This is a genomic window from Bacteroidota bacterium (assembly GCA_005882315.1).
Taxonomy (GTDB): domain Bacteria; phylum Bacteroidota; class Bacteroidia; order Chitinophagales; family Chitinophagaceae; genus VBAR01.
Genome location: VBAR01000003.1, coordinates 665931 through 679711, shown reverse-complemented (window position 1 = coordinate 679711; position 13781 = coordinate 665931). Strand labels below are relative to the sequence as shown.

Sequence of the window (13781 nt, the reverse complement as noted above, 5' to 3'; positions counted from 1 at the left end):
TTTTACATTTTATATTCTTTATTTTACATTCTAAATTTTTGCCATGTACAACGGACTGCTGCACACTCACAACCTGCTGCGTTGGATAATCTTAATTCTATTGTTTGTGGCTTTTTATCGCCATCTCCTAGCAAAAGGAAGACCTTTTACTAATACGGATAAAAAAATTGGACTGTTCCTGATGATATCCTGCGATATCACATTACTGATTGGGATCTATCAATGGATCACCGGGCCTCTTGGTTTGAAAATGATCCAAAACGCCGGTATGAGTGCAGTTATGAAAGACAGAGCTTCAAGATTCTGGGCAGTAGAACATACGATCGGAATGTTGATCGCAATTATCCTGGTACATATTGGTTACTCTTATGCAAAGAAAAATTTACCCGATGGCACAAAACATAAAAGATCATTGGTGTTTTATGGGCTGGCATTGCTAGTCATCCTTATTTCAATACCCTGGCCATTCAGGGAGAATATAGGCCGACCCTGGTTTCCGGGGATGTAAAAAAGTTTGAGTCCTGCTGAAAGCGGGACTAACCAGCGAATGATTTCAATGTTGAACAGAAAATTTCCATCTCTTCCATAGTGCCAACACTTACTCTTGCCCATTGCCCGTCACTGTATTTATTTGATCGGAGTAAGATCTTATGTTTATCAAAAATGTCCTCTGCATAGTTGCCTGTATATTTTTTTACAGGGTAAAAAATAAAATTGGTAGAAGAAGGAATGGGATCAATCCCCATTTTTTTTATTTCATTCCATGCATAACTCCGTGCAGCTTCATTTTTTTTGCGACTTATCATTTTGTGATCTTCATCGGTAAGACTCGCCATTGCTGCAGCCATACTCAGGTTACTAATGCAGAATTGTGTGCTTTGAAAATAATCGGGCTGTAGTTTGCTTATCAACGAGGCGTTGCCAATGATATAACCGATCCTTAACCCCGCCATCGCATGTATTTTGGAAAATGTTTTTATCACCAGCACATTTGGGTTTTTATCAATTACCCCGATCATTGATTGGCTATCACCGTTGTCAAGGAATTCATTATAGGCTTCATCAATTAATACAACAGTTTTTTTTGATGCTTCTTCACAAAAGCTTTTTAACGATTCATGGTTTACAATTGTTGAAGATGGGTTAGCAGGATTACAGATATATACAAGTTGTGTTTCTTTGTTGATAGCGGCCATCATAGCCGGCAGATCATGAACTTTTCCGGCAGTCAATGGAATTTCAATAACCTTAGTGCCGATTTTCTTCGCTGTGCTGGGTAAAATGCCAAAGGTTATATCAGCAGTTACGATATTGCCTTTATTAAAATGACGGGCCAGCAATGCAAGTCCTTCTCCCGAACCTGCCGTAAACAATACCTGGTCTTCATTTAATCTATAATAATCAGCCACCTGTTTTTTCGATGTCTGAAGACTGGCAACATTAAATGAATAACGGTTTGCTTCACTCATCATATCAAGTATCGCCTGTTTTGCTTTTGCAGAAATGCCATACGGGTTTTCATTAGCACCGAGGTTAAGTACTTTATTATCTAAACCGAAACTTCTGATTAACCCATCTTCATTACCCATTGAGCGGAATGAGAAACCTAAACCTAATGCTGCTAATGAAGTTTGTTTCAACCACTGGCGGCGTGATGAATTGTCTGGCATACGATTATATTAATGTCAGAAAAGCTACGCCAATTTCTATTGAATGAAAAGAAATTTTACACAGAAGGCAGGAGACTAAATCATTTATATGAGGTTATGAAGCAGGAGTAGTGTCTCAAAAAAAATCTTTTCCTCTTGCTGAAGTTTTTTTTTGAAAAGTAATTGACATTCTTTCCGCAAACTGAAAGAGTTTAGAATATGTTGTTTCATCATTGGAATCTGTGGCAACAATTTTGCTGCATACACCACTCAAGCCTCCATTTAAAAAATGAATGGGGGCTTTGTGTTTTTTTTAATCACTTTTTAAACCTAATTATTATGGCAAAAAAATCTTTTATCCCGGAGGGATACCGTGCAATTATTCCATCACTTGCATTTAAAGGTGCAGATGCTGCATTGAAATGGTACACAAATGTTTTTGGTGCCACACAAAAGATGCGTTTAGATAATGCAGACAGGACAATTATGCATGCGGAACTGAATATCGGCGATTCTTTGTTTTTTATTGCAGAAGAAAACCCGAAGGTTGGGAACAAGAGTGCAAAATCGGTGAACGGAAACTCTGTACAGCTTCATGTGTATGTACCGGATGTAGATGAAACACTAAAACGGGCAATACAAAACGGCTCAACATTAGTAATGGCAGCTGAAGATCAGTTTTATGGTGACAGGGTTGGTAGCATTAATGACCCATTTGGATATACATGGATACTGGCTACTCATATTAAGGATGTTCCGGAAAAAGAAATATATCGCCAGATGGAAACAATGTCGCATAACTGATCATCGCTTTCCTAATTCAATTACTTCACAATTCTTAATATCAGGGCCGTCAATGGAAAACCGTATGATGGTCCTGATTTTATGCCAACCTTGTTTGCCTGCTGCACCCGGATTGATGTGCAGGCAATTGATCTTATCATCATAGATCACTTTAAGTATATGTGAATGACCGCTGATAAAAAGCTTTGGTTTGTGTATTGCCAGTTCTTTTCTTGTCTCAGGATTGTATTTGGGCGGTGAACCACCGATATGCCGCATCATTACTTTTACATCTTCACACATAAAAACCAATTGTTCCGGGTATTCAGATCTAATATCTTGTCCATCAATATTTCCATACACTCCTTTCAAATTCTTTTTATCTTTTAATCTCTTGGCCAATTCTTCATTTCCAAAATCACCTGCGTGCCACACTTCATCACAATTTTCAAAATGCTTGAATACTGCTTCATCTAAAAAACCATGTGTGTCTGATATCAAACCAATTCTTATCATATCAATCAATAAGTTCATCTTCTTTTAAAAGTTCAAGCACCATTACAGCGCCGGGAGCTTTATTTTTTTCAGCTAAATATTCTTTTAATGTAAAATATCTTAACTCACCAATTTCTGCCGAAGCTTCGGGTTCCTCTGTTTTCTCAGCCAGGAAACAGTCCTGCTCCATTATCACTCCATTTTTTTCACCATAAGCCTGGGCTGAGATATGTGTATAAAATTCCAATTCATCTTCCTGGAGATAGACATTCAGTTCTTCCGCTATTTCGCGGCATAATGCTGTGGCAGCGGTTTCGCCTTCATCTATTTTACCACCCGGTAGATAGAAACATTGTTTATTTTTACTGAAAGCCAGTAATAATTTTTTGTCTTCAATATAAATAAGACCGGCACAAGGAAGAGATGTTATCATTAACTTTATAAATTGAAACTGGGTTATGCTATTTCACCGCAATTTCACATATTGGATCGATAAAAGAAAATGGAAATACATTTTCCTTTTATCTACTCTCGAATTATCACGAAGAAAAGCTGGTAGTCAATAGCTATTAGCTAAAAACTAACAGCTATCTTCATAATTCATCATTCATAACTCATAATTCCAATCATGTCTCATTACTATACACTCGGATCCATTCCGCACAAACGCCATACACAATTCCGCAAGCCAGATGGAAGCCTGTATGCCGAACAACTTTTTTCAACAGAAGGCTTCAGCGATGATTATTCATTATTGTATCACTGTCACCCGCCAACACAAATAATAAAAACCGAACCACAAGTAGATGTATCGCCCATCATAGCAGAAGAAAAAATGTTGCAGCACCGCAGTTTCGAAAGCTTTAAAGTGCCGCCGATAAAAGATTATCTGTCGAGCCGGGTACCAGTGCTGGTGAATAACGATTGTCATATTGTACTCGCTGCACCACAGCAAAGCATGTATAATTATTTTTATAAAAACACAGATGCAGATGAAATGATATTTGTACATGAAGGCAGCGGCACTGTGCATACACAATATGGCGAATTGCCATTTAGTTATGGGGATTATATTGTTTTGCCCAGGGGTACTATTTATCAAATAGAATTCAAGGATGAGAAGAATCGTTTGTTTATTGTAGAATCATTTACTCCGCTGCGTTTTCCCAAAAGATATATGAGTAAGTTTGGTCAACTGATGGAACATGCTCCTTACTGCGAACGGGATATGAGGCCGCCGCAGAATTTAAAAACCTTTGATGAAAAAGGGGATTACCTCATTAAGGCAAAGAAAAAAGGAATGCTATACGGTTTGCATTATGGCACGCATCCTTTTGATGTAATAGGCTGGGATGGATGCTGCTACCCGTATATTTTTTCAATTCATGATTTTGAGCCCATCACAGGCCGTGTACATCAACCGCCGCCAGTACACCAGACTTTTGAAACCAATGCTTTTGTTGTGTGTTCATTTGTGCCACGATTATTCGATTATCATCCCAATGCTATACCTGCGCCATACAATCATAGCAATATCGATAGTGATGAAGTGATCTACTATGTGGACGGAGAATTTATGAGCCGTAAAAATGTAACAAAGGGAATGATAACACTACATCCTGCAGGTATTCCGCACGGGCCACACCCTGGTGCTGTTGAAAAAAGCATTGGGGCTAAAGAAACAAAAGAATTGGCTGTAATGGTTGATACTTTCCGTCCACTGATGCTAACTAAACAGGCTTTGGATATTGAGAACAAGGATTATGTAATGAGTTGGGCGGAGTAGACTTTTATGATACCAGCTTTTGAACCTTGATTAGACTTCTGTTGCAAGTTTACCCTGAGTTTGTCGAAGGGCACTCTTGTATCCTCAATAAATTCTATTGAGCAATGAAGAAAGAAAGCAATTGTGAGTTATCAATTCCTTTTCCCAAAGATTCGATATCCGGAATTTTTTCCTGTTTGAACTTTTACTATCATTATCTGTTTTAAATTTATCATCCCGACAGGCTTTGTTCGGCCAGTCTATTATTCATGGTCATTAAATATTTTAAATCTTATGGCAGCTAAAAAAATTATTACAGTATTTGGCGCTACCGGAGCACAGGGTGGCGGGTTGGTTCGTGCAATTTGTGCAGATCCAAATTCAGAGTTTACAGCCCGTGCTGTAACAAGGGATGTTAATTCAGATAAAGCAAAAGAGTTGGCAAAGCTAGGAGCAGAGGTTGTGTATGGTGATCTTAGCGATTCAGCATCTGTACACAAAGCATTGAAAGGAGCTTATGGTGCTTTCTTCGTTACATTCTTCTGGGCGCATTTTAATCCTGAACAAGAAAAAGCAGAAGCTGCTGTTTTTGCAAAAGCTGCTAAAGAAGAAGGAATAAAACATGCGATCTGGTCAACATTGGAAGATACACGTGAGCTGGTGCCGCTGCACGATGACCGCATGCCTACACTTAAAGAAATGTATAAAGTGCCGCATTTTGATGCAAAGGGAGAATCAAATAAATTTTTTAAAGAAGCCGGCGTGCCGACTACTTTTTTTCATGTTTCTTTTTACTGGGACAATTTTATTTTCTTCGGTGCCGGTCCTAAAAGAGGCCCCGATGGAAAACTTGCACTCACTTTACCAATCGGTGATGCAAAGATGGCTGGAATAGCTACTGATGATATTGGAAAATGTGCTTATGGAGTTTTTAAAAACCCGGATGCGCATACAAACGAGGATGTCGGTATTGCTGGGGAGCACCTGACTGGTCAGCAAATGGCAGATGCATTAAGCAAGGCATTGGGTGAACCTGTTATTTATAATAAAATACCTGCTGAAGTTTATCGCAGCTTTGGTTTTCCGGGTGCCGATGACCTTGGCAATATGTTCCAGATATATGATGAGTTTGAAGAAAAGTTAAATGACCTGCGTGATGTAAAAGAAACGAGAGAATTAAATCCGGAACTGATGAATTTTGACCAATGGCTTTCTAAGAATGCCAAAAAGATACCACTTGATTGATCAACTACTATCGGGGTCTTGAAAAAGACCCTTTTTTTATGCCTCTTCCAATATTCATCTCCTTAATTCTTCAATCCACACTTTAAAATCGTCAATTCACAAGAAATAATTTTTCTGCAAACAATCTCTTCCTACATTTGTTAACCAAATGGTTAAACCATATGGTTAAAAAGAAAAAAAATATTAAGGATGGCTCTGCTGAAGAAAAGATCCTGGCAGCAGCTCAAAAGGTGTTCATGACAAAAGGCATGGCGGGTGCCCGTATGCAGGATATAGCAAATGAAGCTGGTATTAATAAAGCATTACTGCATTATTATTTCACGGATAAAGACAAATTGTTTGAAGTTGTATTCCTTGCCGAAGCCCAGAAATTTTTTCCTAAGATCAATGCTATCTTCAATTCAGATATCCCACTTTTTGGAAAGATTGAAAATTTTGTAACCGAATATATTGATGAAATGCAGGAGAACCCTTTCCTGCCATGGTTTGTAATGAATGAGATCAACCGTGACCCGGATCAGTTTATGTATAAAATTTGGGGCAAGGAAAATTTGCCAAAACCCGCAAAATTTCTTGAACAGATCGAAGCAGAAATTAAGAGGGGGACTATCAAAAGAATTCAACCCCTTCATTTGCTCATGAATCTTTTATCCATGACGATTTTTCCCTTTGTTGCCAAACCAATGATGACTAGGAACCTGCGGTTGAGCGAGGCGCAGTTTAAACAAATAATGGAACAACGGAAAACAGAGATTCCGAAATTTATTATTGACTCTATTAAGAAATAGTTTTTATGAAACGACTACTAACAGCGATCTTTTTTTTACCAGGATTGCTTAATGCACAGACAGGGAACCTGAGTTTGCAAAAAGCTTACGAGCTGGCTCAGCAGAATTATCCGTTGATCAAACAACGGGAGCTGATAAAACAAACTTCGGAATATTCAGTTGATAATCTTGGTAAGGGATTTCTCCCCCAAATATTTTTTAGCGGGCAGGCTACTTATCAATCTGCGGTCACAGAACCGAATTTACCAGGTATTCCCCCTGGAGTTATTGTACAGATCCTGGATAAAGATCAATACAAATTATTGGCTGATGTCAATCAACTGATCTATGATGGCGGTGCTATCAAACAACAAAAAAATATGCAGGGACTTTCTGATGAAGTTGAACAGCAGAAAATAGAAGTTGAATTGTATAAAATTAAAGAAAGGATCAATCAGCTTTTTCTTGGCGTATTGTATCTCGATGAACAATTGAAACAAATCGACCTGATAAAAACAGATCTGAATAACGGAATAAAAAGAGTAGAGGCCCAGGTAAATAATGGCGTTGCATTCAAATCCAATTTGAATGTATTAAAAGCAGAACTTCTCAAAACCGATCAGCGGGCCATTGAATTGAAAGCATCAAGAAAAGGATATATCGATGTATTGGGCTTGTTCATCAATCAACAATTACCAGAGAATACAAAACTCGAAAGACCCACTACTGACGGTTCAGCTCTTACAAACGATATACAAAGACCAGAGTTAAAATTATATTCTACGCAGGAGAAATTATTAGGAAGCCAGTTCAATTTAGTTGACTCCAGAAACAGACCAAAAGCAAGTTTGTTCTTCCAGGGTGGTTATGGTCGACCCGCTCTGAATCTTTTCAAAAATGATTTTGATTTCTTTTATACCACGGGAATCAGAATGAGCTGGTCAATTGGAGGACTATACACTGAAAAAAGAGAAAAGAAAATTTTAGAGCTGAATCTGAAAACAATTGACATCCAAAAGGAAGTTTTTTTGCTCAATACAAATACACAACTAAAACAGCAGTATTCTGAAGTAGATAAGTTGCAGCAGCTTGTTCGTACAGATAAGGAGATCATCGATCTGCGGTTACAAATAAAAGATGCGGCTAAAGCACAACTTGAAAATGGTGTGATCAACGCCAACGATTACCTGCGTGAAGTAAATGCGGAAGACCTGGCCAGGCAAAGTTTAATTACACACCAAATACAACTATTACAGGCGCAAATAAATTATCAAACAATTTCAGGAAAACAATAAACCAGCGGAAATGAAGAAATTATTTTTTACAGCAACAGCCGGGATCGCTTTAATAATTGCAGGCTGTAATGGAAATGGAAACGGATTTGATGCTTCGGGTACATTTGAAGCGGATGAAGTGATCGTTTCATCAGAATTATCAGGTAAGATCCTTTCATTTAATGTAAAAGAAGGAATGCAGTTAAGCAAAGACAGTATCATTGGAACAGTTGATGCCACAAATATTTCCTTGCAACTGGAACAGGTGGAAGCAAGTATTAACGCATTAAGCGAAAAAACCTCTGATGTAACTCCGCAAGTACAATTACTGCAAAACCAGCTTGCCGTACAGCAGTCCCAGTTGGATAATATGCTGCATGAAAAAACAAGGATTGAAAATCTTTTAAAAGCAGATGCTGCAACCGGTAAGCAACTCGATGACATCAATGCGCAGATCGATGTGGTGAAAAAAAGCATGAGTGTAACACAACAGCAGATAAATGTTCAAAAAAATAATATCGCTACGCAAAACCGAAGCATACTCAGCGAAACAGAGCCATTAAATAAAAGAATTGCACAATTGAAAGACCAGGAGCAAAGAGCAAATATTGTAAACCCAACTACCGGAACGGTAATAAGCAAATATGCTGAGGCAGGAGAAGTAACGTCAGCAGGCAAAGCTTTGTACAAGATCGCTGATTTATCAGAACTGAACCTGAGAGCTTATGTAACGGGAGTTCAGTTGCCAACTATCAAATTAGGCCAGCAAGTAAAGGTCATGATTGATGAAGGCGCAAAAAAATATAAAGAATACAACGGGACCATCATCTGGATTTCTGATAAAGCAGAGTTTACGCCTAAAACAATTCAGACAAAAGAAGAAAGGGCGAACCTTGTATATGCTATAAAAGTAAGAGTGAAGAATGACGGTTTTTTGAAAATAGGAATGTATGGCGAAGTAAAACTGAAGTAAAATGCAATCAGTCGTTGTAGAAAATATCATTAAGACCTACGGCAAGAAAAAAGAGGTAGCTGCATTAAGTGATGTTTCTTTTGATGTGCAACAAGGAGAGTTATATGGCATCATCGGTCCAGATGGAGCAGGGAAGACTTCTTTGTTCAGGATACTTACAACATTATTGCTGGCTGATAGCGGAAAAGCAACTGTAGACGGCTTTGATGTAATAAAAGATTTTAAAGTAATAAGAAAAAGAGTTGGATATATGCCAGGAAAGTTTTCACTGTATCCTGATTTATCAGTGGAAGAAAATCTCAACTTCTTTGCAACGATATTCAATACAACTATCGAAGAAAATTACGACCTGATAAAAGATATCTATGTACAGATCGAGCCATTTAAAAAACGTAAAGCTGGGAAACTCTCCGGGGGGATGAAACAAAAACTGGCATTGAGCTGTGCATTGATACACCGTCCTTCTGTTTTGTTTTTGGATGAACCTACAACAGGCGTAGATGCAGTAAGCCGTAAAGAATTCTGGGAAATGTTGAAGGGTTTAAAGAAACAAGGAATCACCATTCTCGTTTCTACACCTTATATGGACGAAGCAAGTTTATGTGATAAGGTTGCATTGATTCAAACAGGAAAAATTCTTTCGATTAGTACCCCGCAGGGTATAGTTGATAGTTTTTCAAAACCATTATGGGCGGTGAAATCAACAAAGATGCTTCAACTATTAAATGAGTTACTGCAAAAAGATTTTGTAGAAGATGTTTATCCTTTTGGCGAGTTTCATCATGTGGTGATGAAAGATAGGTCCGGTGAACCATTGCTTCGTCAATTTATTGCAGAGCATAATAATGAAAATGCAGTTTTGCAGCCGGCTCAACCAGATATAGAAGATTGTTTTATTGCATTAATGAAAAATTAAGATGAGCAACGATAAAGTAATAACAGCAAATAACCTGACTAAGAAGTTTGGTGACTTCACTGCAGTCGATCACATCAGCTTTGATGTACACAAAGGAGAGATCTTTGGATTTCTTGGTGCCAATGGCGCTGGTAAAACAACTGCCATGCGAATGCTTTGTGGTCTTTCATTACCAACATCAGGTGAGGCAACTGTTGCAGGCTTTGACATATATAAAGAAAATGAAAAAATAAAAAAGAGCATTGGCTATATGAGTCAGAAATTTTCTTTGTATGAAGACCTGACAGTAAAAGAGAATATGGAATTCTATGGTGGCATTTATCAAATGACGGATAAGTTCATTAAACAAAAAACAGCTTTTATTCTTGATCATCTTCATTTGCAAAAGGAAGCGAATACATTAGTAAAATCTTTGCCATTAGGCTGGAAACAAAAACTTGCATTTTCAGTTGCTATATTTCATGAACCCGAAATTGTTTTTTTGGATGAGCCAACGGGCGGTGTTGATCCGGTAACAAGAAGAGAGTTCTGGAACATGATCTACGAAGGGGCAGATAAAGGAATAACCGTATTTGTTACGACACATTATATGGATGAAGCGGAATATTGTAATCGTGTAAGTATAATGGTAGATGGAAGAATAGAGGCACTGGATACACCATCTCAATTGAAGCAGACATATAATGCCTCAACTATGGATGAAGTGTTTTTAATGTTAGCAAGAAAAGCTGTAAGAGCAGCGGATTGATTATATGAAACAATTTTTTGCATTTGTAAAAAAGGAATTCTTTCACATCTGGCGGGACAAAAGAACTATGTTCATCCTGCTCGGGATGCCTGTCGTACAAATCGTAATATTTGGATTCGCTTTAACCAATGAAGTAAAGAATGCAAACATTGCAATACTTGATAATTCTAAAGATGCAGCCACTACATCGCTTACTACGCAATTAGATGCAAGCCGCTATTTTGCGTTGGAAAGAAATATTGTCACTTACAAACAAATCGAGGAGGAATTTAGAAAGGGAAAAATAAAATTGGCTATCGTTTTTCCGCAACATTTTGGTGAAGACCTTCAGCATTTCAATAAAGCACAAGTGCAAATAATTGCTGATGCCGCCGATCCAAACACGGGCAACCAGCTCACTAATTATGCTACAGCAATTATCAATGATTATCAGAACCGGATCACAAATGATAGAAAGCTTCCATATACTATCAATACAGAAATGCGGATGCTTTACAATCCCCAATTAAAAGGCGCATTCAATTTTGTGCCTGGTGTTATGGCGATGGTATTATTGTTGGTATGTACGATGATGACAGCGATCACCATTGTAAAAGAAAAAGAAATGGGCACAATGGAAGTAATGCTTGTATCGCCGATGCGTCCACAATTGGTAGTGATTGCAAAAGCAGTTCCTTATTTATTATTATCTACCATCAATATCGCGACTATATTATTATTAAGTGTGTTTGCTCTTGAACTCCCGATCAATGGAAGCATAGGGTTACTCGCATTTGAAAGTATTTTATTCACATTAGTATCATTGTCACTTGGCTTATTAATTTCAGCGAGGGCCGCATCGCAACAAACAGCTATGTTCATTTCATTGGTTGCATTATTCCTTCCGACAATTATGCTCAGCGGTTTTATGTTCCCGGTGGAAAATATGCCATTGCCTTTACGAATTATTTCGAATATCGTTCCCGCAAAATGGTTTTACATAATTGTGAAATCAGTGATGATAAAAGGGCTTAGCATAGCCGGTGTCTGGAAAGAAACACTGATACTTGCGGGCATGATGACATTCTTTTTAACAATGGCTATTAAACGATTTAAAATAAGATTAGCATGATATGAGAACTTTAAAATTCATATTACGTAAAGAGTTTCGCCAAATATTCCGTGATCCCGGAATACTGCGGGTAATTCTTATCATGCCTGTAATCCAGTTACTGATTTTGCCCTGGGCGGCAGATTATGAAATTAAAAACATCAAGCTTGCTGTCGTTGATCATGATCATTCCGAATATTCACGTCAATTGAGGAATAAGATCACTTCATCAGGATATTTTATTCTTACTGATTATTCGGCCTCCTATGAACATGCCCTGGAAGAAATAGAAAAAGATAATGCAGATCTTGTTTTACAAATACCTGATCGTTTTGAAAAAGACCTGGTCAAAGAAAACGAAGCCAAGCTTTTCATTGCATTAAATGCCATCAACGGAACAAAAGCAAATCTTGGCGGAGCCTACCTGCGAACGATCATCCAGGATTTTAACAAGGAAGTAAGGGCCGAGTGGATTCAGTTTCCAAAATTCAGTCCCGAAACACAAATAGAAATAACATCATCCAACTGGTTCAATCCGTTGCTGAATTATAAATACTTCATGGTGCCTGGCATACTTGTTATTTTATTGACCATGGTAGGTTCCAATCTCGCTGCTATTAATATTGTAAAAGAAAAAGAGATCGGCACCATTGAGCAGATCAATGTGACCCCAATAAAGAAATTTCACTTTATCCTTGGAAAACTTTTGCCTTTTTGGATCCTGGGATTGGTCGTACTCACCATTGGGTTAACAATTGCAAGGCTGGCATATGGGATTATTCCTGCCGGAAGCTTTTTTACTATCTATGTTTTTGCTGCTGTTTATCTCCTCGCAGTTTTAGGTTTGGGTTTACTTATTTCGACCTATTCCGTCAATCAGCAGCAAGCCATGTTACTCTCCTTTTTCTTAATGATGATCTTTATATTGCTTGGTGGTCTCTATACATCTATCGATAGCATGCCGGAATGGGCTAAATGGATAACCAGGTTCAATCCGGTGTCTTATTTTATTGAAGTCATGCGAATGGTGGTCTTAAAAGGAAGTAATCTTGCTGATATTAAGTACCACTTACTGAAAATGGGTGGCTTCGCTGTAGTGTTCAATGGCTGGGCAATTATCAGCTACCACAAAAGAAGTTGATTAAAATCTTTTTTATGAAGTTGGCAATCTTTTTTATATTCGGATAACGAAAAAACAGATTGCTATGCTAAAAATCAATGAACTTAAATCCGGAGATGTTATCATGGTAAATGATGATGGTGTAATGCGTGAAGGAAGAGTTGTTTCTACCAGCCTGGAAGAAAACCAGGCACTCGTAAATAATGGCGTCCAGGATTTCTGGTACAGTCCTGAGGATATGACGCCGGTTAGCCTGAGTGAAGAACACCTGATGCGATTCGGTTTTACAAAAGAAGAACTGGATGGTGGCGTAAAGTATAAGAAAGATTCTTTCAGGCTCTTAACACCCAAAAAAGGCGACTTCTCAAATGTGGAAATGTGGTGGAGAGAGGACAGACGACATTTCGGAATGCCTATCGGAGTCCATCATTTCCAGAATCTCTTTATGGATATGACTAAAATACACCTTGATATGCCCTGACAGCCATTATTTTAGGCTTTGTCAACAGGGTTATCCAGATATTTTTAAACCTCCTGAAAAAAATCAGGAGGTTTTTCATTTTTTCGGGCACATACCTATATCTTTGCGCTCCCAAAAACTATATGTCGAAACAGGCCTTAATCAAGCAGGATGGAGTAATAATTGAAGCACTTTCAAACGCTATGTTTAAAGTGAAGCTTGAAAATGGTCATGAAATACTGGCAACTATTTCCGGGAAAATGAGAATGAACTATATACGCATTCTTCCGGGTGATAAAGTGGGAGTGGAAATGAGCCCGTATGATTTGACAAGGGGAAGAATAATATTCAGGTACAAGTAAAGCAAAGCTTAATAAAATGAAAGTAAGAGCATCAATTAAAAAGCGCAGCGCTGATTGCAAAATCGTTCGTCGTAAAGGCAAGCTGTATGTAATTAACAAAAAGAATCCCCGCTTCAAGCAGCGCCAGGGATAAT

General features: G+C 38.1%; 17 protein-coding genes. 14 read left to right on the top strand and 3 right to left on the bottom strand.

Going from position 1 to position 13781, the window contains the following annotated elements; genetic code table 11:
* Positions 1-43: 43 nt before the first annotated feature.
* Positions 44-508: a hypothetical protein gene (locus tag E6H07_16470; GenBank protein ID TMI62993.1), complete on the top strand. Its 465-nt coding sequence runs from the start codon at positions 44-46 to the stop codon at positions 506-508.
* A gap of 28 nt (positions 509-536) precedes the next feature.
* Here the strand turns inward: E6H07_16470 and E6H07_16465 are convergent, their stop codons facing one another.
* Positions 537-1670, bottom strand: a complete 1134-nt coding sequence (locus E6H07_16465; protein ID TMI62992.1) for an aminotransferase class I/II-fold pyridoxal phosphate-dependent enzyme — start codon at positions 1668-1670, stop codon at positions 537-539.
* A gap of 198 nt (positions 1671-1868) precedes the next feature.
* Between E6H07_16465 and E6H07_16460 the strand changes: the two genes are divergently transcribed.
* A complete protein-coding gene (locus E6H07_16460; protein TMI62991.1) occupies positions 1869-2453 on the top strand; it encodes a VOC family protein in 585 nt (194 codons plus the stop codon).
* On the opposite strand, the gene E6H07_16455 is transcribed toward E6H07_16460, so the two are convergent.
* Together E6H07_16455 and E6H07_16450 are read right to left on the bottom strand one after the other, a co-directional pair.
* Positions 2454-2948 (bottom strand): metallophosphoesterase family protein, encoded by a 495-nt coding sequence (locus E6H07_16455; GenBank protein TMI63094.1) that lies wholly within the window; start codon positions 2946-2948, stop codon positions 2454-2456. It lies immediately after the preceding gene.
* Position 2949: 1 nt separating this feature from the next.
* Positions 2950-3360 carry an NUDIX domain-containing protein gene (locus E6H07_16450; protein ID TMI62990.1) on the bottom strand — a complete coding sequence of 137 codons (411 nt, stop codon included), beginning with the start codon at positions 3358-3360 and terminating at the stop codon, positions 2950-2952.
* A gap of 195 nt (positions 3361-3555) precedes the next feature.
* Here E6H07_16450 and E6H07_16445 point away from each other — a divergent pair, with 195 nt between their 5' ends.
* The 12 genes from E6H07_16445 to E6H07_16390 all read left to right on the top strand — a co-directional run bounded on the left by E6H07_16445 (position 3556) and on the right by E6H07_16390 (position 13780).
* A complete protein-coding gene (locus E6H07_16445) occupies positions 3556-4713 on the top strand; it encodes a homogentisate 1,2-dioxygenase (GenBank protein TMI62989.1) in 1158 nt (385 codons plus the stop codon).
* Positions 4714-4986: 273 nt separating this feature from the next.
* Positions 4987-5937: an NmrA/HSCARG family protein gene (locus E6H07_16440; protein TMI62988.1), complete on the top strand. Its 951-nt coding sequence runs from the start codon at positions 4987-4989 to the stop codon at positions 5935-5937.
* A 161-nt stretch (positions 5938-6098) separates the two neighbouring features.
* Positions 6099-6725: a TetR/AcrR family transcriptional regulator gene (locus E6H07_16435; GenBank protein ID TMI62987.1), complete on the top strand. Its 627-nt coding sequence runs from the start codon at positions 6099-6101 to the stop codon at positions 6723-6725.
* A gap of 5 nt (positions 6726-6730) precedes the next feature.
* Positions 6731-7999, top strand: a complete 1269-nt coding sequence (locus E6H07_16430) for a TolC family protein (GenBank protein ID TMI62986.1) — start codon at positions 6731-6733, stop codon at positions 7997-7999.
* A 10-nt stretch (positions 8000-8009) separates the two neighbouring features.
* Positions 8010-8951 carry an HlyD family efflux transporter periplasmic adaptor subunit gene (locus E6H07_16425; GenBank protein TMI62985.1) on the top strand — a complete coding sequence of 314 codons (942 nt, stop codon included), beginning with the start codon at positions 8010-8012 and terminating at the stop codon, positions 8949-8951.
* Between the two features lies 1 nt (position 8952).
* A complete protein-coding gene (locus E6H07_16420) occupies positions 8953-9867 on the top strand; it encodes an ABC transporter ATP-binding protein (GenBank protein TMI62984.1) in 915 nt (304 codons plus the stop codon).
* A 1-nt stretch (position 9868) separates the two neighbouring features.
* On the top strand, positions 9869-10615 hold the full coding sequence (locus E6H07_16415; protein ID TMI62983.1) for an ABC transporter ATP-binding protein: 747 nt from the start codon (positions 9869-9871) through the stop codon (positions 10613-10615).
* 4 nt (positions 10616-10619) lie between these two features.
* On the top strand, positions 10620-11726 hold the full coding sequence (locus tag E6H07_16410; GenBank protein ID TMI62982.1) for an ABC transporter permease: 1107 nt from the start codon (positions 10620-10622) through the stop codon (positions 11724-11726).
* A 1-nt stretch (position 11727) separates the two neighbouring features.
* Positions 11728-12846, top strand: coding sequence for an ABC transporter permease (locus E6H07_16405; GenBank protein ID TMI62981.1), 1119 nt, complete (start codon positions 11728-11730; stop codon positions 12844-12846).
* A 64-nt stretch (positions 12847-12910) separates the two neighbouring features.
* Positions 12911-13306, top strand: coding sequence for a hypothetical protein (locus tag E6H07_16400; protein TMI62980.1), 396 nt, complete (start codon positions 12911-12913; stop codon positions 13304-13306).
* Positions 13307-13428: 122 nt separating this feature from the next.
* Entirely contained in the window at positions 13429-13647 is a 219-nt protein-coding gene (infA, locus tag E6H07_16395) for a translation initiation factor IF-1 (GenBank protein TMI62979.1), read from the top strand.
* 16 nt (positions 13648-13663) lie between these two features.
* Positions 13664-13780 (top strand): 50S ribosomal protein L36, encoded by a 117-nt coding sequence (locus tag E6H07_16390; GenBank protein ID TMI62978.1) that lies wholly within the window; start codon positions 13664-13666, stop codon positions 13778-13780.
* The last annotated feature ends 1 nt before the right edge of the window (position 13781 follow it).

Bases quoted from the DNA above. Each gene is read 5' to 3' on its own strand.
- E6H07_16460 (TMI62991.1), top strand. From the start codon at position 1,869: ATGTTGTTTCATCATTGGAATCTGTGGCAACAATTTTGCTGCATACAC.
- E6H07_16455 (TMI63094.1), bottom strand. From the start codon at position 2,948: ATGATAAGAATTGGTTTGATATCAGACACACATGGTTTTTTAGATGAA.
- E6H07_16400 (TMI62980.1), top strand. From the start codon at position 12,911: ATGCTAAAAATCAATGAACTTAAATCCGGAGATGTTATCATGGTAAAT.
- E6H07_16420 (TMI62984.1), top strand. From the start codon at position 8,953: ATGCAATCAGTCGTTGTAGAAAATATCATTAAGACCTACGGCAAGAAA.
- E6H07_16410 (TMI62982.1), top strand. From the start codon at position 10,620: ATGAAACAATTTTTTGCATTTGTAAAAAAGGAATTCTTTCACATCTGG.
- E6H07_16450 (TMI62990.1), bottom strand. From the start codon at position 3,360: ATGATAACATCTCTTCCTTGTGCCGGTCTTATTTATATTGAAGACAAA.
- E6H07_16435 (TMI62987.1), top strand. From the start codon at position 6,099: ATGGTTAAAAAGAAAAAAAATATTAAGGATGGCTCTGCTGAAGAAAAG.
- E6H07_16405 (TMI62981.1), top strand. From the start codon at position 11,728: ATGAGAACTTTAAAATTCATATTACGTAAAGAGTTTCGCCAAATATTC.
- E6H07_16470 (TMI62993.1), top strand. From the start codon at position 44: ATGTACAACGGACTGCTGCACACTCACAACCTGCTGCGTTGGATAATC.
- E6H07_16445 (TMI62989.1), top strand. From the start codon at position 3,556: ATGTCTCATTACTATACACTCGGATCCATTCCGCACAAACGCCATACA.
- E6H07_16390 (TMI62978.1), top strand. From the start codon at position 13,664: ATGAAAGTAAGAGCATCAATTAAAAAGCGCAGCGCTGATTGCAAAATC.
- E6H07_16465 (TMI62992.1), bottom strand. From the start codon at position 1,670: ATGCCAGACAATTCATCACGCCGCCAGTGGTTGAAACAAACTTCATTA.
- infA (TMI62979.1), top strand. From the start codon at position 13,429: ATGTCGAAACAGGCCTTAATCAAGCAGGATGGAGTAATAATTGAAGCA.
- E6H07_16415 (TMI62983.1), top strand. From the start codon at position 9,869: ATGAGCAACGATAAAGTAATAACAGCAAATAACCTGACTAAGAAGTTT.
- E6H07_16425 (TMI62985.1), top strand. From the start codon at position 8,010: ATGAAGAAATTATTTTTTACAGCAACAGCCGGGATCGCTTTAATAATT.
- E6H07_16430 (TMI62986.1), top strand. From the start codon at position 6,731: ATGAAACGACTACTAACAGCGATCTTTTTTTTACCAGGATTGCTTAAT.
- E6H07_16440 (TMI62988.1), top strand. From the start codon at position 4,987: ATGGCAGCTAAAAAAATTATTACAGTATTTGGCGCTACCGGAGCACAG.